The sequence below is a fragment of the Rheinheimera pacifica genome (assembly GCF_024809855.1).
In the GTDB taxonomy this organism is placed as follows: domain Bacteria; phylum Pseudomonadota; class Gammaproteobacteria; order Enterobacterales; family Alteromonadaceae; genus Alishewanella; species Alishewanella pacifica_A.
On the sequence record NZ_JANUEM010000013.1, the window covers coordinates 115781 to 135348 of the forward strand.

General features: G+C 48.4%; 21 protein-coding genes. 2 read left to right on the forward strand and 19 right to left on the reverse strand.

All coding sequences use genetic code 11. From position 1 onward, the window contains the following. Position 1: 1 nt before the first annotated feature. From M2404_RS15910 to ccmA, 3 genes are read right to left on the reverse strand one after another with little or no spacing between them, the layout of a single operon-like run. Positions 2-736 (reverse strand): heme ABC transporter permease, encoded by a 735-nt coding sequence (locus tag M2404_RS15910; protein WP_259240752.1) that lies wholly within the window; start codon positions 734-736, stop codon positions 2-4. A gap of 1 nt (position 737) precedes the next feature. Then, on the reverse strand, positions 738-1403 hold the full coding sequence (gene ccmB / locus M2404_RS15915; RefSeq protein ID WP_215397928.1) for a heme exporter protein CcmB: 666 nt from the start codon (positions 1401-1403) through the stop codon (positions 738-740). Beyond that, a complete protein-coding gene (gene ccmA, locus M2404_RS15920) occupies positions 1397-2095 on the reverse strand; it encodes a cytochrome c biogenesis heme-transporting ATPase CcmA (protein ID WP_259240753.1) in 699 nt (232 codons plus the stop codon). The genes ccmB and ccmA overlap by 7 nt, the downstream gene beginning before the upstream one ends. Before the next feature lie 65 nt (positions 2096-2160). Here ccmA and M2404_RS15925 point away from each other — a divergent pair, with 65 nt between their 5' ends. Beyond that, positions 2161-4074, forward strand: a complete 1914-nt coding sequence (locus M2404_RS15925) for a flagellar hook-length control protein FliK (protein WP_259240754.1) — start codon at positions 2161-2163, stop codon at positions 4072-4074. Between the two features lie 9 nt (positions 4075-4083). After that, positions 4084-4398, forward strand: coding sequence for an EscU/YscU/HrcU family type III secretion system export apparatus switch protein (locus M2404_RS15930; RefSeq protein ID WP_259240755.1), 315 nt, complete (start codon positions 4084-4086; stop codon positions 4396-4398). 13 nt (positions 4399-4411) lie between these two features. Here the strand turns inward: M2404_RS15930 and M2404_RS15935 are convergent, their stop codons facing one another. The 16 genes from M2404_RS15935 to M2404_RS16010 form a co-directional block, all read right to left on the reverse strand. Continuing rightward, positions 4412-4843 (reverse strand): DUF2802 domain-containing protein, encoded by a 432-nt coding sequence (locus M2404_RS15935; protein ID WP_259240756.1) that lies wholly within the window; start codon positions 4841-4843, stop codon positions 4412-4414. 1 nt (position 4844) lies between these two features. Beyond that, a complete protein-coding gene (locus M2404_RS15940) occupies positions 4845-5339 on the reverse strand; it encodes a chemotaxis protein CheW (protein WP_215397923.1) in 495 nt (164 codons plus the stop codon). A 29-nt stretch (positions 5340-5368) separates the two neighbouring features. Then, positions 5369-6187: a chemotaxis protein CheW gene (locus tag M2404_RS15945; RefSeq protein ID WP_259240757.1), complete on the reverse strand. Its 819-nt coding sequence runs from the start codon at positions 6185-6187 to the stop codon at positions 5369-5371. 3 nt (positions 6188-6190) lie between these two features. After that, positions 6191-6967 (reverse strand): ParA family protein, encoded by a 777-nt coding sequence (locus M2404_RS15950; protein WP_259240758.1) that lies wholly within the window; start codon positions 6965-6967, stop codon positions 6191-6193. A gap of 1 nt (position 6968) precedes the next feature. After that, on the reverse strand, positions 6969-7955 hold the full coding sequence (locus tag M2404_RS15955; RefSeq protein ID WP_259240759.1) for a flagellar motor protein MotB: 987 nt from the start codon (positions 7953-7955) through the stop codon (positions 6969-6971). Between the two features lie 5 nt (positions 7956-7960). Continuing rightward, positions 7961-8704 (reverse strand): flagellar motor protein, encoded by a 744-nt coding sequence (locus M2404_RS15960; RefSeq protein WP_259240760.1) that lies wholly within the window; start codon positions 8702-8704, stop codon positions 7961-7963. Further along, positions 8697-9845, reverse strand: a complete 1149-nt coding sequence (locus tag M2404_RS15965) for a protein-glutamate methylesterase/protein-glutamine glutaminase (RefSeq protein WP_259240761.1) — start codon at positions 9843-9845, stop codon at positions 8697-8699. The genes M2404_RS15960 and M2404_RS15965 overlap by 8 nt, the downstream gene beginning before the upstream one ends. 12 nt (positions 9846-9857) lie before the next feature. After that, positions 9858-12008 carry a chemotaxis protein CheA gene (locus M2404_RS15970; protein ID WP_259240762.1) on the reverse strand — a complete coding sequence of 717 codons (2151 nt, stop codon included), beginning with the start codon at positions 12006-12008 and terminating at the stop codon, positions 9858-9860. A gap of 15 nt (positions 12009-12023) precedes the next feature. After that, positions 12024-12776: a protein phosphatase CheZ gene (locus M2404_RS15975; RefSeq protein WP_215397917.1), complete on the reverse strand. Its 753-nt coding sequence runs from the start codon at positions 12774-12776 to the stop codon at positions 12024-12026. Positions 12777-12801: 25 nt separating this feature from the next. Then, complete coding sequence (cheY, locus tag M2404_RS15980) at positions 12802-13173, reverse strand: chemotaxis response regulator CheY (RefSeq protein WP_206109480.1); 372 nt, start codon at positions 13171-13173, stop codon at positions 12802-12804. Between the two features lie 53 nt (positions 13174-13226). Further along, complete coding sequence (locus tag M2404_RS15985; RefSeq protein WP_473091813.1) at positions 13227-13946, reverse strand: RNA polymerase sigma factor FliA; 720 nt, start codon at positions 13944-13946, stop codon at positions 13227-13229. After that, entirely contained in the window at positions 13943-14821 is an 879-nt protein-coding gene (locus M2404_RS15990) for a MinD/ParA family protein (protein WP_473091814.1), read from the reverse strand. Before M2404_RS15990 ends, M2404_RS15985 begins: the two co-directional genes overlap by 4 nt. After that, complete coding sequence (gene flhF, locus M2404_RS15995) at positions 14814-16199, reverse strand: flagellar biosynthesis GTPase FlhF (protein ID WP_259240763.1); 1386 nt, start codon at positions 16197-16199, stop codon at positions 14814-14816. The genes M2404_RS15990 and flhF overlap by 8 nt, the downstream gene beginning before the upstream one ends. 10 nt (positions 16200-16209) lie before the next feature. Further along, positions 16210-18312 carry a flagellar biosynthesis protein FlhA gene (gene flhA, locus M2404_RS16000; protein WP_259240764.1) on the reverse strand — a complete coding sequence of 701 codons (2103 nt, stop codon included), beginning with the start codon at positions 18310-18312 and terminating at the stop codon, positions 16210-16212. 121 nt (positions 18313-18433) lie between these two features. Beyond that, positions 18434-18811, reverse strand: coding sequence for a hypothetical protein (locus M2404_RS16005; protein ID WP_259240765.1), 378 nt, complete (start codon positions 18809-18811; stop codon positions 18434-18436). A 285-nt stretch (positions 18812-19096) separates the two neighbouring features. Next, positions 19097-19417: a hypothetical protein gene (locus M2404_RS16010; RefSeq protein WP_259240766.1), complete on the reverse strand. Its 321-nt coding sequence runs from the start codon at positions 19415-19417 to the stop codon at positions 19097-19099. Between the last annotated feature and the right edge of the window lie 151 nt (positions 19418-19568).

Sequence of the window (19568 nt, forward strand, 5' to 3'; positions counted from 1 at the left end):
TTTAGTCTCCTGCCATTGCTTTAACCCAGGGCCGGTGCTGCTCGTTTACCAGTATTGCCGTACGCAGCCGCATACACAGTAACGCCAGCATTAATATTTTAAATGCCAGTATGCTGATCAACAGTGGCCATAACATGCTTGGATCAATCGACGGTTTGGCAAACTTGGTTATAGACGCCCCCTGGTGCAAAGTGTTCCACCACTCTACTGAGAAATGAATAATAGGCAGGTTAATAACCCCCACCACAGCCAGCAAAGAGGCAACCTTAGCCCCGGTTTGCCGGTCTGAGAACGCGCCGCTTAACGCTATTACGCCAAGATAAAGAAACAACAGAATAAGCTCTGACGTTAAACGGGCATCCCAAACCCACCAGGTTCCCCACATCGGTTTACCCCAGGCCATACCGGTTATCAGTGCTATTGCTGTGTATACCGCACCAATAGGCGCAATAGCCAGCACCGACCACTGTGCTACTTTTACCTGCCACACCAGTGCAGTAAAAGCAGCTATCGCCATAGCCGAATAAGTGCCCATCGACATAATGGCCGCGGGTACATGCAAATGAATAATGCGGTAACTGTCGCCCTGCTGGTAATCGGGCGGTGTAAATGCCAGGCCCCAGATATTGCCAAGCAGCAGCAATAGCAGCGCAGCACCCATTAACCAGGGCATAAGGCGGCCACACAGGTGGTAAACGGTTTCAGGCTTAGCGTAAGGATGCAACCATTTAAACATATCAGCTCACATTTATTTTCAGTGCACTGGTTACCGCAACCGGTACCAGTGCCAACGCAAATAACAACATAGCCAGCATCACGGCCAGCTGTCCGTGATACGGCAGCGCCATACCGGCCGCCTCCATCGCCGCACTGGCGAATATCAGCAGCGGAATATACAGCGGCAGAATCAGTAGTGCCAGTAAAATGCCACCTTTATCGGCCGACACCGTAAGTGCTGCGCCCAGCACACTGAGCAAACTCAGCAGCGGCGTGCCTAACAGCAAAGTTAGTACCATAGCAGTAAAGCTGGCCATATCAACGTTAAGCAACAGGGCAACCAAAGGCGATAGCAACACCAGAGGCAAACCGGTACTTAGCCAGTTGGCCAGTAATTTGGCCAGCACAAAAGCTAACAGCGGCTGGCGTGACGCCACCAGTTGCTCTACCACTCCGTTACGGTAATCATCTTTAAACAGCCTTTCGGCGGCCAGCAGTACACTAAGCAATGCTGCTATCCAGATCACTCCGGGTGCAATAATACGTAGCAAATTTGGCTCAGGCCCAACGCCCAGCGGAAATAAACTTAGCACAATAACAAAAAACAGTACCGGGTTTAGCCAGTCAGCTTTTTGTCGTGCCAGCAGGCGCAATTCGCGCTTTAAAAAAGGTCCCAGAGTTACCATCGGTACGCCAGCTCCACGGTATTAAGGCCGTCATACACCATACTAAGCGGCTGGTGCGTGGTAAGAATAATAGCGCCGCCACAGGTTAAATGTTGCAGAAAAAACTGCTGCAACATCGCAATAGCTGATTGATCCAGTGCAGTAAAAGGCTCGTCTAAAATCCACAGCTGGCTGCGGCTAAACCACAACCGCGCCAGCGATACCCGCCGTTGTTGCCCGGCGGATAACATACGACAAGGAATATCTTCCAGCCCGGCCAGCCCGAGTGTTGCCAGCAGAGCAAAATCATCTGCCTGCGGCAACCCGGCAGCCGCGCGCCAGAATGCCAGATTTTCCAGTGCCGTTAATTGCTCATGAATACCGCTATGGTGGCCGATATAACACAGGTTGGTGGCGTAATCTGTGGCAACATCAGCTAAGAGCTTTTGGCAATAAAACAATTGCCCTTCGTCAGGCGCAGCCAGGCCAGCAAGCAACCGCAACAAAGAGCTTTTACCGGCGCCATTTTTACCGGCTACCTGTAACAGCTCACCGGCGTGCACTTGTAACGACAGTTGCTCAAACAGCACTCTGTCTTGCCGGATACAGCTAAGTGACTGAGCCTGCAGCAGCAACTGGCCAACTGGTACGGAAAAGGGCTGATGTTTAATCACTGGCCTCTGGCTATCGACGATAGGAAAAATTGCGCGCATATTACCATATTGGCGTCATAATACGAATGCAGCGACAGTACACAGCAGAACAAAACAGGCAAAATATGAACCAGATCAATCTGGATAAGCTGTTTCAGCTTAGTCCGGGTACAAAAACCGAACCGGCGATATTAAAGCTGGTGGTAGCACAGGTATATCAGGCTCAGGTGCAACAGCTGACTAACGGTCAGTTTGGCCTGCAACTGCCAGCCGCGCGCGCGCCACTGCAAATTACCCTGCCGGCTAACCTGCCAGCCAATGTGCAGGCCATGCTGCAAGCCAGTCTCCAGACACAAAGTAGTGTACAAACAGCCTTAACCGGTACACCTGGCATGGCAGCACCAAACCCGCTTTCGCACACAATACCCCGGCAGGCGAATGTACAATTGCAATTTGTGCCGCAAGGCAATGGCCAGTTGCAACTGGTGCTGCAATCAGCATCAGCGCCCGTTACGCTGACACTGAGTGCCGTACAGGCGCAACAATTGCTGTCCTCGGTGTTATCTGCCGGTGTGCCAGGCTCCGCTGCCCAGCCTGCGCTTGTAACACCCATTGCGGTTAATGTATTACCCCAACAACAAGGCCTGGCGCTGCAACTTGGCAATGCTGTGCTGCGGTTACCGGCCAACGTTCAGGCGGCACTGATGCAACAATTTGCCAGTAGTGGCGCCGCTGGTTCATTAGCTGGCGATAGCAAAACTTTACCACCGCAGTTGCTGCTGGACATAAAAGCAGAGCGCCAGCAACTGGTTCTGCAATTACAAATACTCCCAGCCAATAGCAAAGCCGGGGCAACCACAGTAGCTAACAACAATCTGGCTGCAATACCGCTAAGCCTGAATAAAGCCGGGCAAAGCGCCATACTGCAACAATTGCTGCAACTGTTTAATCAACCGGCCAGAAGCACCACAGCAATACCCGCAACCGCTCAGCAATTTCTCAGCCAGTTGCCTGTGTCTGGCGGCGTAAATATCGGTTCTCAGCCCTACCAAATGCACTTACAACAGCAGGCTGGCCAATGGCAATTGTTATTACAGCCGCTAAAAACCCCGGCCAGTGTAACAATAACAGCAGAGGCACTTAGCCGGCCGTTACAGTTTAATAGCAACAGCACAGCTGCAGTGGTAAAAGCAGCAAACCCAACAATGCAGGCACCACTGGCACAACAATTAGTACAACAGGCATGGCGCCACTTGTTGCCACTTATGCCTGTGCAGGCTGACACTCTGGCCAGCCTGCCTGAACTGCCACAAGCAGTACAACAGATTCTGCAGCTGGTGCGACAAAGCCAGCCAGGAGCAGATAAAGTGCAGCCGCCACAACAACTGATTAATCAGTTAACCAGCCTGCTGCAGTTTCAGCCCCTACAACCTGCGCCCAGCGCCCAAACCAGCGGCGGTGCACTGGCTGCAGCGATACAGTTGCTGCTGGGCCATTTATTGCAAAAACCTCTGGCAGCAGCAACGCAACCGGCGAATAAACCTCTGGCGCAGTTGGTTAGCCAATTGGAACCGGGCCAGGCCAGCAGCTTGCTGCGCCAACTGGCCGGCCATAGCAGCATCTTGCAACAAAGCCAACTGGCTACGCTAGACAACAACACCCAGACACAACAGCTGTTACTGCAATTGCCGATACAGCAAGGCGGCCAGAGCGTATTTAGCCAACTGCTGCTGGAGCAACGCGAGGCAGATGGTAAGCAACAGGGCGAAAAACAAACCTTGTGGCAACTGACCATGAAGTTCGATTTAAAACAGCTGGGCCAACTGATGGTAGTCGCAAAGTTACAGCAGCAACAATTACAGCTACAGTTTTATACCGATGAAGTGCAGGCTAAGCAGCAGGCAGATAAGTTTTTACCTTTACTCAGTGATCGTTGTAAAGCTCAGGGTTTAGAGGTAACACAAGCAGAGTGTACTCTGGGTAAAATACCCGACACCATTTTACCGCGTGCCAACAGCCTGCTGGCCATTAAAGTATAAGGAGCCTTAGTGGCAACCGACGACAACAAAACACAACGCAGTGCAACTGCCCTGCAATACGAAGGTAAGCAGGCACCTACGGTTACAGCCCAGGGGCATGCAGAACTGGCTGATGAAATTGTTGCGCTGGCGCGCGAGCATGGAGTGTTAATTCACCAGGATGAGGAACTAAGCAAACTGCTGACTAAGTTGGAACTGGGCGAGCAAATTCCGCAACAACTTTACATTGTTATTGCAGAGCTGATTGCGTTTTCATATGTGTTGCAGGGTAAGTTTCCGGAGAACTGGCATAATATTCACCAGCGAATAGATATTAAAAGCTGAGGTTAAGTTAAGGCTATTTTTTTTCCTGATGCAGGTTATACAGTAATTCAGCTTCGGCTCTGGGCAATTCGCATTCGCGGATAATTTCGTCTAAGTCGGCCCCCAGCTGCACCATTTTCATGGCCCGGCTGTATATTTTTGACTCGGGATCCGTAAGCTCTAATGCCTGTTGCTTATCAGCCAGCGCCTGCAGCTGCTGGTTAACGGTATTAATGTTAGCATCTAACTGTAATACCCGTTGTCCAACCCCGATAACACCGGCTCTTAACTCTTCCAGCTCGTGCCGGGTTTGCTGCAATTGCTGTGCTTTAAAATCAAGCTGTTGCTCCAGTTGCTGTAACTGCTGCTGCCAGTTGCGTTGTAAACGCCCTAACCACCAGACAGCAGTAAGAACAAGCACTGCCAGCAACAGTATGACAGCAATAGCAAACACCGGTAACGTCATATCAGATAGCGCCGATCTCTTCCCACTCTTCGTCACTGAGCAGTTTGTTTAAATCGACCAGGATCAGTAGTTCACCTTCGCGGTTAGATACGCCCTGAATAAAACGGGCGCTTTCTTCTGTACCTACATTTGGTGCGGTATCCACTTCAGACTGTTTCAGGTACACCACTTCGGCCACGCTGTCGACCAGAATACCAATCACCTGTTTTTCTGCCTCAATAATAACAATACGGCTGTTATCTGTTATTTCGTCTGGCTCCAGGCCAAAACGGGTACGGGTATCAATAACCGTTACCACATTACCGCGCAGGTTAATAATACCTAACACATAGTCCGGTGAACCCGGTACCGGAGCAATCTCGGTATAGCGCAGCACTTCCTGCACCTGCATCACATTGATACCGTAGGTTTCTTCCTGCAGTTTAAAGGTTACCCATTGCAACACGATATCAGCAGCATCGGCTTTATTTACCGATTGCTTGGTTAAATTGCTCATGCACAGCTCCTGTATAAATCCTTGTCTGATTATGCACTGATATCCAGACCACGGTTCAATAAATCAATCATAGCGTCCACATCCAGCAGTACACACATATGCTTTTTGATAAGGCCTGCCATCCAGGGCCGCTTGCCTTCGGCTTCACGCCATTTTACGTCATCCTGCTCCAGTACATAGGTATTAACCAGTGTTTCGCAACACAGGCCCCAGTTACTGTTGCCAAGCATAATAACATATTGATAGTTTAGCTTTTGCTGCAAACTCTGATCATATTTTTCTGGCATAACCCAACGTGCGGTATCGACAATACTAATTTTCTGTTCGCGATACAACATCACGCCTTTGAACCATTGGGGTTTGCCGATCAGGCTGTTTATACTGCCAATCTGGTGAATACCGCCCAATTCTTTAAGTGGCACGGCAACTTTTAAGCCCGCTACATCAAAAAACAGTGCCTGAAACCGGCCCCGACGGTAGTCTTTTACCGGCGCAGCCGCGACTGCCGGTGGCGTCGGTGGTACGGGTTTTGATACTGTGCTGATAATGCGCTCAGAAACCGGTACGGCACGTTGTTGTAGTGCCTGTGACGCTTCTGCCTCGGCAAATTTTGCTTTTAACGCTGCCATTGCATCAGCTTCTGCAACCACCGGGGCAGCGACTTTGGCTTTAGTTACTGTTTCTGCAACTACTTCAGTGACTACAGCCTGAGCCAGCAACTCATTTAGTTGTTGTTTTTTTTGCTCTGCTATCGCCACTTCTGCTGCAGGCGCTATGGGTTCATCTTCGGTTAACAGCGCAGACAAATAGTGCTGCATAACCTTCTGACTGGCGATTAAATTACTCATGCCTTACTCCGCAGCCAGTTGCAGTAAATATGTCAGCAGGGTGTTGTAGGCAAAAACCCCCCGGCTACCCGGCGCATGCACATTGGGTGGTGTTACTGCCAGACTGGCATCACGAAACTTGGTATCTACAGGTATTACCGCTGACCAGACTTTTTCCTGATATTTGCTTTTCAGCTCTTTATAGGCTTCAAGCGATGCTTTAGTGCGTTTGTCATACATGGTTGCGATGATAGTAAAAGCATAATCTTTTTTCTGCGAAGTACGCATTAATGCCATGGTGGCGATCATCCGCTCCAGGCCTTTTAATGCCAGAAACTCAGTTTGCACCGGGATCAGAATACGATCACAGGCAGCAATAGCATTTACCATCAGTACGCCCATCACCGGCGGGCAGTCGATTAGCACATAATCATATTCTGTATTAATTTTCTGCAATGCTTTTTTCAGCATCAGGCCCATGCCGCCTTTGTTGCCCAGCGAGCGGTCCAGTGTAGCCAGCGCCATAGATGAAGGCAGAATATCCAGATTAGCTACACCACTTGGGCATAATGACTGCAAAATTTCTTCGCTGGTAATGTCTTTACCACGAATAAAAATATCGTATACGCTAACTTCCAGCTCTTCGGCGTCAATACCAAAATAATAGGTAAGAGACGCATGCGGATCAGTGTCTACCAGCAAGACTTTATAGCCGCGCTCTGCCAGTAAACCGCCCAGCGTTACTGTAGTAGTGGTTTTGCCCACTCCGCCTTTCTGATTCGCTACTGTCCAAATGACCACTTCAGGGTTCCTGTTGTTCTGGAGGTTTTGCATCCGGGTTATCCTGGCGCGTGGTGATACGAATACCGCCACCAGGCAGGGCAATAACACGAATACTGCCATCGTCCTGCGTTACCTGCTCTAATTGCTGCCGTATCCCCTCTTCTGCTTTATCAGCAGGCTCTGGCTGAACCGGGGGAATTTCTTCAGGCTGGTAACCATAGCGGGAAATGGCAATCACCACTTTACGGTTAGCCGCCCGACCCTGCTCTGTATCATTCGGGCCAAAGGGGTAATACTGGCCAAAACCTTCAATGGCAAGCCGCTGCGGTGCAGTACCGCTACGTTCTAATATTCGCAGCACTGAGGTAGCACGGCTAACCGACAACTCCCAGTTTGACGAAAACAGTTCATTATTAATAGGCTGATTATCAGTATAACCCCGTACACGGATAAAGTTGCTGATGGGGTTAATAATCCGAGTAATTTCAGTTAGCAGCGTTTGTGCTGAACTGGTTGCCGTAGCACTGCCACTGGCAAATAACAGGCCGCTGTTGAGCTCTATAGTCAGCCAGTTTTCATCCTGTTCTATTTTTGCCAGCCCTTGCTCCAGCAAATTAGCCAAAGCTTTTGTCAGTTGCTGCTCTACCGCCTGCAAGGGGCTGCCCAGCCGGGTTTCATTGATTTCTGATAATCTTTTGGCATCAGCCACTAAGCTTGGGCCTTTTGCCTGCTCCAGCGAGGTGCCATATAAATCCAGCTCGCTTTGCGGCTCAGCATGAGTTAATACCGATTGCCCCTGCACGCCGGTATTTTGCTGCTCTGGCTTTTCAAACATCCGGGTAAGGCTGTCTGCCAGTACACTGTATTGCTCTTCTTTCACTATCGACATGGCATACAGCACCACAAAAAGCGCAAACATCAGCGTCATATAATCAGCGTATGACACCAGCCAGCGATCTAACTGCTCAGGCTCTATCTGTGTGTGTTTTTGCCTATGCCGGTACATCGCTGCTAACCCGGGTGGTAAGCGGCCAGCTTACGTTCAATATTACGCGGATTTTCGCCATAGGCGATAGACACCAGACCTTCAATAATCAGCTCGTGATACAAAGTACGTTGCTGTACCAGGCTTTTTAGCTTATTGCCTACCGGAATAAACAGCAGATTCGCAAAACCGACGCCATAAATAGTGGCAACAAATGCCGTAGCAATACCCTGACCTAATAACTGCGGCTCGGAGATATTCGACATAGCCTGAATAAGGCCCAGCACAGCACCAACGATACCGATAGTAGGGCTATAACCGCCCATAGCGTCAAATATCCGGGCACCACGCAGCAAACGCTCACGCTCAAGAGTCAGCTCAGCATCCAATGTGTCTTGTAAAGCTTTGGGTTCAACACCATCCACCAGTAAATTAAGGCCGCGGTGTAAAAATGCATCGTGCTCAGCCAGTGCATCCTGCTCAAGTGCCAAAAAACCGCTACCACGGGCAGCGCTGCCCCACTGCACGATACGCTGCGCTGTATGCTCCAGCGGCATCTGCGCCGGGCGGATCACCCAGGGCAATATTTTTAACCCCAGTTTAAATTGCGACAAGGGGGTCTGCAGCATGACCGCCCCTACTGTACCGCCAAACACAATAAGAAAAGCCGGGAAATGCAGTAACGTAGCCAGGCTGCCACCTTCAATAACAAAGCCTCCGGCTACAGCAATAACGGCCAGTAAAAAACCGCTGATCGCCAGCTTATCCATGTTTTAATTCCGTGATCAGCCGCATGGCTACTTCGTTCAGGCTAACTTCTTCATCCATCAGGCCTGCAGCAGCAACAGCCTGCGGCATCCCATAAACTACACAGCTGGCTTCGTCCTGTGCCCAGATACGGGCACCGCATTGTTTTAACAGTCTTGCGCCTTCGCGGCCATCGGCTCCCATACCGGTAAGCACAATTGCCAGCACTTTATCGCTAAAAACTTTAGCGGCTGTTGCAAAAGTAATATCAACACTGGGTTTAAATGTTATGCGTGGTGAGTCGTCTTCTTTAATCCGCAACCTGCAGGAACTATCATGACCTTCAAGCAGCATTTGTTTACCGCCGGGGGCAAGATACGCCACACCGGGCCGCAGCACATCGTTATCTTGCGCTTCGCGCACTTCAATTTTTGACAACGAATTTAACCGCTGGGCAAAAGCACCGGTAAAGGCAGCTGGCATATGCTGGATCAATACTATAGGTAACGGAAAATCTGCAGGTAACGCAGTGATAATACGCTGTAGCGCCACCGGCCCGCCGGTAGAGGTGCCAATTGCAACCAGCTTATAGCTTTTACCGCTGGCCTGAAAAGCCCCGCGTGAACCGACCCGCTCATTTAACTTAGGTCGTTCAAAGCTGCTACGGGTTAATGCCGGGCGCTCTGACAACCGGCTACTGTCGCTGGCAGCGGGTGCCGGGCGCGAAGCCAGAGGTGTGTTGCTGAAAGTTTGCCTGCCCAAAGTGCGTTTGCGGGCAACGGCTTTTACTCTGTCACGCAGTAGCTGGCTGGCTTCATCTTTGTCACGGGCAATATCTTCAAATTTTTTCGGCAAAAAATCCACTGCGCCAGCTTCCAGCGCATCAAAGGTCGCCTTGGCGCCTTCATGGGTTAATGACGAAAACATCAGAATAGGAATACGCTGTTGCTGCATAATTTCGCGCACCGCAGAAATGCCGTCTAACACCGGCATTTCTACGTCCATCGTAATCACATCAGGCTTTAGCGCTATAGCTTTATCAACTGCCTCTCTGCCATTATTGGCAGTGTCAATAACGTCGATGTCGCCATCCTTCGCCAGAATCTCTGTTAACCGGCGACGGAAAAAACTCGAATCATCAACTACTAACACCCTAATTGGCATAGTTTTCTCTCTTTAGGCGGTCATTTTATTGAAGCGATCAAACTTAATTTTTGATTTCTTCGCATAGTGCTTCAGCAAGTTTGGTACATCCAGGATCAAGGCGATACCACCATCAGAAGTAATAGTCGCGCCGGCCATACCCGGAGTGCCCTGCAGCAGTGCATCCAGAGGTTTAATAACTACCTCTTCCTGGCCTATCAGAGAATCCACTACAAAGCCAACCTGCTGGGTACCAATTTGCACTATTACCACATGGCCCTGTTCACGGCGGCGTTTTTTGTCAGAACCTTTAACCAGCCAGTGCTCAAGGAAAAATAGCGGAATAGCTTTATTACGCACTACTACGGTTAACTGGCCATCAACGACGTTGGTTTTATTCAGATCCAGATGGAAAATTTCACTGACCCCAGCCAGTGGCAGAGCAAACGTTTGCTTACCAACAACAACCATCAGCGTGGGCAAAATAGCCAGCGTCAGTGGCACTTTAATCTCCAGTAAAGTGCCCTCACCCATTTTAGAGTGGATATGCACAGTACCGTTAAGCTGGGTAATTTTTGTTTTTACTACGTCCATGCCGACGCCGCGGCCGGAGATATCTGAAATTTGTTCTTTGGTAGAAAACCCCGGTGCAAAAATCAGATTAAAGGCTTCAGTATCAGACATCCTTGCTGCGGCATCAACGTCAAGAATACCGCGTTTTATGGCGATACCTTTTAGTTTTTCCGGATCCATACCGGCGCCATCGTCATGAATAGTCAATAAAATATGATCGCCAGCCTGAGCCGCAGCCAGTTTTACGATACCGGTACGTTTTTTACCGGCTTTTTGCCGCACATCCGGCAGCTCTATACCGTGGTCTACTGAATTACGTACTAAGTGCACCAAAGGATCGGCCAGTGCTTCTACCAGGTTTTTATCCAGATCGGTATCTTCACCTTCCAGCACCAGTTCAATGTCTTTTTGCAGCGAACGGGCCAAATCACGTACCACGCGGGGAAAGCGGCCAAATACTTTCTTAATCGGCTGCATCCGGGTTTTCATTACAGCGCCCTGAATATCAGCAGTAACAACATCCAGGTTAGAGATAGCTTTACTCATTTCCTCGTTTTGCGCCGTTCCGGACAAACTCACCAGACGGTTACGCACCAATACCAGCTCGCCCACCATATTCATAATCTGGTCCAGCCGCTTGGTATCTACCCGCACTGTCGTTTCTGCTTGCGCAGCTTGCTGCTGTGCCGCTGCTTTATCCGCTGCAGGTGCAGCTACAGCTTTTGTTTCTTCTGATTTAGCTGGCGGTGCAGCCTGGCTGGCTGGCGCTGATTTTGTTTCTACAGCAACCGGTGCTTTACCCTTACCGTGTAACTGATCCAGCAGCGCTTCAAACTCAGCATCGTCTATTTCATCATCTGCTTTAGTATTGTTTGCCGGAGCTTTTGGTGTTTTTTCCGGAGTTGCAGCGGCAGTATCAGGAATAAACGAGCCTTTACCATGTAACTGGTCAAGAATTGCTTCAAATTCATCGTCTGTGATGTCATCACTGTTATTGGCACTGGCGGCTGCGGCAGGTGCAGATGCTGGCGCAGCGGTGGAAGTGGGTGAGCCTTTTTTACCATGCAGCTCATCCATCATGCGTTCAAATTCTTCTTCGGTGATATCATCCACTGTCCCGCCGGGCGCGATATCGGCAGCAACGACAGGTTCAGCTTTTACGACAGGCTCAGCTTTTGCCACAGGCGCAGCTTTTACCACCGGTGCAGGATTAGCAGCAGATTCCGGCTCGCTGTAATGATGTAACGCCTCTAGCACCGCAGCAGAAGCTGGCGTTAACGGTTGGCGGTTTTGCACTTCCACAAACATCGCATTAATGCTGTCAAGCGATTGCAGAATAACGTCCATAAGTTCAGGGGTAACACGGCGCTTACCGGTACGCAGTATATCAAACACATTTTCTGCACCATGGCAGGCATCAACCAGTTCGGTTAGCGACAAAAAACCGGCGCCGCCCTTTACGGTATGAAATCCACGGAAAATGGCATTAAGCAAATTAGCGTCATCAGGATTATTTTCCAGTTCTACCAGCTGTTCCTGTAACAGTTCGAGGATTTCACCGGCTTCAACCAGGAAGTCCTGCAGTATATCCTCATCCATATCAAAGCTCATGCAAAGACACCTCTGTTAAAAACCCAAACTGGATAACAAATCATCGACATCATCTTGACCGCTTACCACGTCATCACGTTCTGCTGCATCAATAATAGGCCCTTCTGCTTCATGTGCTTTAGGCTTACTTTTTGCTGGTTTAGCTTCAGCAGACACCATCATACTGGATTGACCAAACGCCGTTAGCAGGCCAATCAAACTTTCTTCTACTTCACGTACCAGCTCAATTACCCGGCGCAAAATCTGCCCGGTAAGATCCTGATAATCCTGTGCCATCAATACATCTGTCAGTAATGCGTTTAAGGTGCCCGAATCAGTATTTGCATGCAGTAAAAAATTATCCAGCGTATGGCACAGCTGCTTAAACTCACCCAACTGTAGTTGCCGCTGCATTAACTTTTGCCACTGTGGCTGAATTTTACCCAGTTGCTGGCTCAGTTGGTCGGCTATTGGCAGGCAGGATTCTACTGCATCCATAGTGCGGTTAGCTGCTTGCTCTGTCATATCAATAACATGATTCAGCCGCTTTTTGGCATCTGGAATATCTTCTTCTAGCAGATTATTCAGTGAAGGGTCTATCTGGAAATTTTTTAGTGAGTCATGTAGTTGCCGGGTAAGTTTACCTACTTCAGCAAATAACTCTGACGAACCTGGTACAGCCAGTTGCTGTACCATTTGATTAGCTGTTTCGTTTTCGCCCATCTCAAGGAGCTGTACCAGCTCCCGCGCTTGGTCCAGAGAAATTACAGGCGCCGTAATCGCAGACATGGCATCACTCCTTTGTCAGCTACGGTTAGCCGATCCGTTCGAATACTTTAGCTAACTTCTCTTGCAAGGTTGCAGCCGTAAACGGCTTAACGATATAACCATTTACACCAGCTTGTGCTGCTGCAATGATCTGCTCCTTTTTCGCTTCAGCGGTAACCATTAATACCGGTATGTGCTTTAACTTGGCATCGGCGCGAATAGCACGCAATAAATCAATGCCCTGCATACCCGGCATGTTCCAGTCGGTCACTACGAAGTCAAAATCGCCGTTTTGCAGCATTGGCAAAGCCGTACTGCCATCGTCAGCTTCTGACACATTGGTAAAGCCAAGGTCACGCAACAGATTTTTTATTATGCGTCTCATGGTTGAAAAATCATCTACCACAAGAATTTTCATGTTTTTATCCAAAATCCCCTCCGACGAGATATTACTTTTTATCTCAGAATAGCTTACAACCAATCCTGCATTCTGGCTTTCAATCTGACCAATGCCTGACTATGAATTTGACTAACCCGGGACTCGCTGACATTAAGCACTGCCCCAATCTCTTTTAAGTTTAGCTCGTCATTATAATACAGCGAAAGCACTAAAGCTTCCCGCTCTGGCAAATTACTGATTGTTTTAACTAAATCCTGGTGGAAGCTTTCATTGGCCTGAGATTCATACAAATGATCCCCTTCTGTATCGTCCGAGGTTACTAACACATCCTCGGAAATACCTAAGTCTTCTATACCAATAATACGGCCACTACTGATGTCGCTGAGCATATGATGATATTCATCTAAAGATATATCAAGTTTTTCAGCAACTTCAATATCTTTTATATCACGGCCATGTTGCGATTCAAGTTCAGCTATGGTTTCGGCTATCAGCCTGGCATTGCGGTGCACAGAGCGTGGAGTCCAGTCACCCCGGCGCATTTCGTCAAGCATAGCCCCGCGGATCCGGATCCCGGCAAAGGTTTCAAAACTGGCACCTTTGCTGCCGTCAAAGTTTTTTGCCGCCTCTATCAGGCCAATCATGCCTGACTGGATCAAATCGTCAACCAGCACACTGGCGGGTAAACGGGCCAGCAAATGGTAGGCAATACGTTTTACCAGCGGCGCATGGCGCTCAACCAATTGTTGCATGTGGTCAACACCACCATAGGCAGCAAGTTTACTGTTCACACCAGCCCCCGATCAGTATGTGGTTGAACCAACTGCTCCAGGAAAAATTCCAGATGCCCCGATGCAACAGCAGGTAAAGGCCATTTACCCGCCTTTAAAGCCAGACTTTTGATCGCCATACTCGCCGGCGTTTTTGGAAAAATATCAATAAAAGCTTTTTGCTTACGGGCGGCTTTACGCACATTTTCATCGTAGGGGATGACAGCAACCAGTTCCAGATTAACATCTAAAAAACGATCTGTTACCCGTGTAAGTTTAGCGAAAAGCTCCTGGCCTTCTTTTAAACTGCGTACCATATTGGCTACAATTTTAAACTTTTCTACGCCGTGGTCACGGCTGAGGATTTTCATCAGCGCATAGGCATCGGTGATAGATGATGGCTCATCACACACAACTACCAGCACATCCTGCGAGGCACGGGAAAAACTTAACACCATGTCGGAAATACCCGCAGCAGTGTCAACCAGCAGTACGTCTACCGGTGTTTTTAACTCGCTGAACGCCCGGATAAGACCAGCGTGTTCTGCCGGTGCCAGTTCTGTCATACTTTGAGAGCCGGAGGTAGCAGGAATAATTTTAATGCCGAAGGGGCCGTCGATAATGACATCATCCAGCTCTACTTCGCCTGATAACACATGCGACAGGTTTTTTTCTACCCGCAGCCCAAGCATGACATCGCAGTTGGCTAAGCCCAGGTCGGCATCCAACACCAGCACTTTTTTTCCCAACTGGGATAGCGCCATGGCGAGGTTAAGCGAAACGTTAGTTTTACCTACGCCGCCTTTGCCACCTGTAATTGATATTACTTTTACCATCTGCTTATTCATTTTTCTCAGGCCACTGGCTTGATCATCAATATTTTCATGACTATGCATAGGTTCCTTCCGCGCGGTTCATGCCGTCGTTATACCACTGATGAACCGTACTACTTTGCGCGACACGTAACGTTTCTGCCTGCTGCACCAGCGTTTTTGCCTGGGCCACAGCAATATCTTCGGGTACCCGCTGACCGTTGGTCAGGTAGCTAACCGGTAACGCATTGGCAATAGCAACATTTATAACTTCCCCCAAGCTTAAGCATTCGTCAAGTTTGGTGAAAATACAACCAGATAAAGGGATGCGTTTGAAATGCATTACGCTTTCCTGCATAACCCTTGCTTGCGATGTCGCAGACAATACCAGATAACTTTTTATTTTGACACGACTATTGTGTACCAGAGATGCAAGTTTTTCTGCCAGCCTCACATCACGTTGGCTCATACCGGCAGTATCTATCAGTATAAGTTTGCGTTGTTGTAACTGATTAATTAACAATGCCAGCTCGTCGCTATCTTTCGCCTGCTTAACCGGGCAACCAATAATACGACCAAACGTAGCCAGTTGCTCAAAAGCACCTATACGATAGCTGTCGGTGGTGATCAGTGCCACCTGATCGGCCCCATGGCGCTTGGCGAATTCTGCAGCCAGCTTTGCCACTGTCGTGGTTTTACCCACGCCGGTTGGGCCAACCAGCGCCACTACGCCACCACGGCGTAAAATATCATCATTTGTTGTGCTTAACTGGCCCGCCAATAATTCCAGCGCGGCATCCCAGGCATCAGTGGTGTTAAGATCTTCCGGCATAAAGCATGCTAATTGATCGGCAACCTGCTCAGACAAACCCAATTGCTGTAAATTTTCAATCACTAACGCCCGTACCGGCTCACGCCGTGCCAACTCCTGCCACATTAAACCAGACACCTGATGCTGTAATAACTGACGCATAGACAACATTTCATTGCGCATGGCGTCCATTTGTTGCTGAAGCAGTTTAGCTTGCTGATCCTGCTGTTTCGTCAATTCAGTAAACTGCACGGTACTGACACCGCTGCTGGCGTTAGCTGCAACGCCGGAACTTTGACGCTCAAACTGCGTGGCAAGCTGTACATCTTTTTTCTGTGTTGCGGCAGCCGCGGGCTGAGTGTTTTTTTGCTGTTTAATCATTTGCCGCGCCAGTAAAGCCTTTAACGAGTCTGCCGGTGCTTCTGTTTCATCGTCATCTGCTACGGTGATCTGCAGGCGTGGCTCAGTGCGTTTGGGCGCAACAGCAGCCGCTTTGACAGCTGGAGCAGGCTCATGATCAATCGCCGCAACGATTTCAACACCTTCAGCAACTTTTTTGTTTGACAAAATAATGGCGTCGCTTCCAAGGAATTCTTTTACTTCCTGTAATGCTGTGCGCATGTCTTTTGCTACAAAGCGTTTGATTTTCATGAGTTAACTCCTAGTTTGCCTGGCCTATAACGCTGACAATTCGAATTTGTTTATCGTCGGGTATTTCCTGATAAGACAATACCCGCAGCCCTGGAATGGTGTATTTCACGAATCGTGCCATTACTGAGCGTAAAATTCCTGACGTTAGCAATACTGCGCTGTCACCGCTAAGTTCCTGGTTTTGATGGGCGTCCTGCAGCGACTGCTGAATACGGTCTGCCAGGCCAGGTTCAATACCGGCACCATCATTACCGGCGGCCTGCATTGACTGATGCAGCATCTGCTCAAGTTCCGGCGCAAACGTAATAACCGGTATTTCTTTGCGGCTGCCGCCCACTTCCTGCACGATAAGCCGGCGCAGCGCAATACGACAAGCCGCAGTAAGTACATCGACATCCTGACTTTTAGCGCCATATTCCACCAGTGTTTGCACTATGGTACGCATATCACGGATAGGAACGCCTTCCTGCAGCAGGTTTTGCAGCACTTTAACCACTGTGGTTAACGCCAGTGTATCCGGCACTAAACCTTCGACCAGTTTGGGAGAATGCTTGGCAAGCATATCCAGCAGGTTTTGTACTTCTTCATGGCCCAGTAAACTGGCAGCATGGTTAGTTAAAATCTGGCTTAAGTGGGTTGCCACTACTGTCGCGGCATCCACTACGGTATAACCCAGTGTTTGGGCATGCTCGCGCTGATCTTTACTAATCCATACTGCATCCAGGCCAAAAGCAGGATCTTTAGTGGCGATACCTTTAACAGTACCAAATACCTGGCCCGGGTTAATTGCCAGCTCGTTATCATGGCGCAGCTCACCTTCTCCGCTGGTAACACCCATTAATGTCATACGGTAGCTGTTGGGCTCTAAATCCAGATTGTCACGGATATGCACGGCCGGAATAAGAAAACCCAGCTCTTGCGATAGTTTCTTGCGCACACCTTTAATACGGCTTAACAGCTCACCGCCCTGGGCTTTATCTACCAGCGGAATTAAACGGTAGCCCACTTCCAGGCCGATAGTATCAACGCCCTGTACATCGTCCCAGCCAATTTCTTTAACCACATTAGACTCAACCGGTGTAAGCTCCTGCGTATTACGGCTAACCAGTTCAGTACTTTGTTTTTGCTGACGTTTATGCATAAGGTATGTAATGCCGCCCAATACGGCCGCCATAGACAAAAACGCAAAGTGTGGCATACCCGGAACAATACCGATAATAACCAGAACGGCAGTAGCCACTGTCAGCACCTGCGTAGTACCCAGTTGCGCCACTACCTGCGAGCCCATTTGTTCAGATTTATTCTGCCGGGTTACCACTATGGCAGTACCGATAGATAACAACAATGCCGGGATTTGTGCCACCAGGCCATCGCCGATAGTCAGCAGGGTATAAATTTCCAGTGCATTGCCAAAGGTTAAACCGTGCTGCACCATACCGATAAATAAGCCACCGACAATACTGACCACCATAATCACAATACCGGCAATGGCATCACCTTTAACAAACTTACTGGCACCGTCCATTGAGCCATAAAAGTTAGCTTCACTGGTAACATCATCCCGCCGTGTCCGGGCTTCTTCCTGGGTAATAAGGCCGGAGTTCAGATCAGCATCAATCGCCATTTGTTTACCCGGCATCGCATCCAGGGTAAAACGGGCAGAAACTTCAGCAATACGCCCGGCGCCTTTGGTAATTACAATAAAGTTAATAATCACCAGAATAATAAATACCACCAGACCTACAGCAAAGTTACCGCCGATAACCACCGAACCAAAGGCTTCAATAACTTTACCTGCAGCCGCCTCGCCCTGGTGGCCTTCCATCAGGATCACCCGGGTACTGGCAACGTTAAGCGCCAACCGCAAAATGGTAGCAATAAGCAGCACACTGGGAAAAACAGCAAAATCTAGCGGGCGCAGGCTATAAATGGTTACCAGCAGCACCACTAACGCCAGCGCAATGTTAAAGATAAACAGCATATCCAGCAGCCAGGGCGGCAACGGCAGTACTATCATCGCCAAAGCGGCAAGAATAAACAGCGGTGTAGCTATACCCTTGGCATAGGCTAAATGGGTGCGGTCGAATTTATTAAAAACACTGGCTAACTGCATGACAACCCTGACAGTAAATTGGCGCTATGCAGCTGTTCAGCAAGAAGTGTTCCACAACGTAAAGGCTGCAATTGCAGCCTTTATAAATTAGTCACTTGTCACAACCTAAACAAGGTAACCTCTAATTAGCCAAATACTTAACAACCTCTTTACTCTTGAAAAGATAGACAAAAAGTATAAAAAAGATAAAAAACATCATGCAAGTCATCATAATTAGCCCTTCCAATCCATGCTTATATTCTTCAAATAAAGTAGGTAAGCAGCTAAGTGCAAATGCGATTAAAAAACACAGCCTAGAAAATCTCATTTTTAAAAACAGCATACCAGAGGAAACTATCGCAAAAATTGAGCTGAACAAGTAAAAAAACACCTGCCCTCCACTATATTCAGAAATGGACGAAGTCAAGCCTACTAATGCGAAAAAAGGAGCGATAAACCCAGCACCAATCATTAGCAACAGCAAATTTGGTGTATTTGTCAACCGAACTAGAATACTCATAATGTCAAAACCACCCTATAGCTTCAAAAGTTGCATGTGCTCCAGCCTGGCCCACCTCTGGTTGGTAACCACTTTCGGCCATCCCAAGTGGTCAAGCTGCAAAATGCCAAGCGCGACCTAATCGCAATATCACGGATATTTGGCTATCAATACTCACACTCTTGTTGCGAAGAATCCCATCGTCCACCATTATCCAAGCACTTATCAATAGTTGAATAATCTGAAAAAACAACAAAAAGCACTATAGAAACAACAATAACTATTAATCCAATAGATAAAAATAGCTTACCTTTCATGGCATTCTGATACTTCACAAAACTTCTCAATCAGTAACATTCCACTCTCTACAGACTCTTTCCCACCCATAAAGTATATAACGCCATCTATAATCGCAAGTCGCTGAAAAATAGCTGCGCCCTCTGACACCATATAGATATGCCATTCAAATAATATCGAAAAACATAGTAAAAACAAAAGAGTTGTGAAACACAAAATATCGCCATCATTTTCAGCCCTACAAAACAAAAAAGAATGATGATTTGAAACATCCCACTGCAATCCTCCATTGGAAACAATTTTCTCCAAGACCTTTATTTCATCATCCAACGGAAAAGTGGAATTATCAATTTGATATAAAATCCAGCCATTAACATTAATCCACTCTAAATAACTGTTCCAAACAGTAGATCACCAAAACGAAGGAACTCAATGCGGTTTACGCGATCAGATCGGTCGCCAAACTAATAAGCCACAAAAC

What these genes read in the sequence shown, in the direction of transcription:
- flhF (WP_259240763.1), bottom strand. Translation starts at nt 16,199, where the DNA reads ATGAAAATCAAACGCTTTGTAGCAAAAGACATGCGCACAGCATTACAG.
- M2404_RS15935 (WP_259240756.1), bottom strand. Translation starts at nt 4,843, where the DNA reads ATGACGTTACCGGTGTTTGCTATTGCTGTCATACTGTTGCTGGCAGTG.
- ccmA (WP_259240753.1), bottom strand. Translation starts at nt 2,095, where the DNA reads ATGCGCGCAATTTTTCCTATCGTCGATAGCCAGAGGCCAGTGATTAAA.
- M2404_RS15945 (WP_259240757.1), bottom strand. Translation starts at nt 6,187, where the DNA reads ATGAGTAATTTAATCGCCAGTCAGAAGGTTATGCAGCACTATTTGTCT.
- M2404_RS15970 (WP_259240762.1), bottom strand. Translation starts at nt 12,008, where the DNA reads ATGAGCTTTGATATGGATGAGGATATACTGCAGGACTTCCTGGTTGAA.
- M2404_RS15955 (WP_259240759.1), bottom strand. Translation starts at nt 7,955, where the DNA reads ATGTACCGGCATAGGCAAAAACACACACAGATAGAGCCTGAGCAGTTA.
- cheY (WP_206109480.1), bottom strand. Translation starts at nt 13,173, where the DNA reads ATGAAAATTCTTGTGGTAGATGATTTTTCAACCATGAGACGCATAATA.
- M2404_RS16005 (WP_259240765.1), bottom strand. Translation starts at nt 18,811, where the DNA reads ATGAGTATTCTAGTTCGGTTGACAAATACACCAAATTTGCTGTTGCTA.
- M2404_RS15975 (WP_215397917.1), bottom strand. Translation starts at nt 12,776, where the DNA reads ATGTCTGCGATTACGGCGCCTGTAATTTCTCTGGACCAAGCGCGGGAG.
- M2404_RS15925 (WP_259240754.1), top strand. Translation starts at nt 2,161, where the DNA reads ATGAACCAGATCAATCTGGATAAGCTGTTTCAGCTTAGTCCGGGTACA.
- ccmB (WP_215397928.1), bottom strand. Translation starts at nt 1,403, where the DNA reads ATGGTAACTCTGGGACCTTTTTTAAAGCGCGAATTGCGCCTGCTGGCA.
- M2404_RS15940 (WP_215397923.1), bottom strand. Translation starts at nt 5,339, where the DNA reads ATGAGCAATTTAACCAAGCAATCGGTAAATAAAGCCGATGCTGCTGAT.
- flhA (WP_259240764.1), bottom strand. Translation starts at nt 18,312, where the DNA reads ATGCAGTTAGCCAGTGTTTTTAATAAATTCGACCGCACCCATTTAGCC.
- M2404_RS15965 (WP_259240761.1), bottom strand. Translation starts at nt 9,845, where the DNA reads ATGCCAATTAGGGTGTTAGTAGTTGATGATTCGAGTTTTTTCCGTCGC.
- M2404_RS15910 (WP_259240752.1), bottom strand. Translation starts at nt 736, where the DNA reads ATGTTTAAATGGTTGCATCCTTACGCTAAGCCTGAAACCGTTTACCAC.
- M2404_RS15990 (WP_473091814.1), bottom strand. Translation starts at nt 14,821, where the DNA reads ATGCATAGTCATGAAAATATTGATGATCAAGCCAGTGGCCTGAGAAAA.
- M2404_RS15960 (WP_259240760.1), bottom strand. Translation starts at nt 8,704, where the DNA reads ATGGATAAGCTGGCGATCAGCGGTTTTTTACTGGCCGTTATTGCTGTA.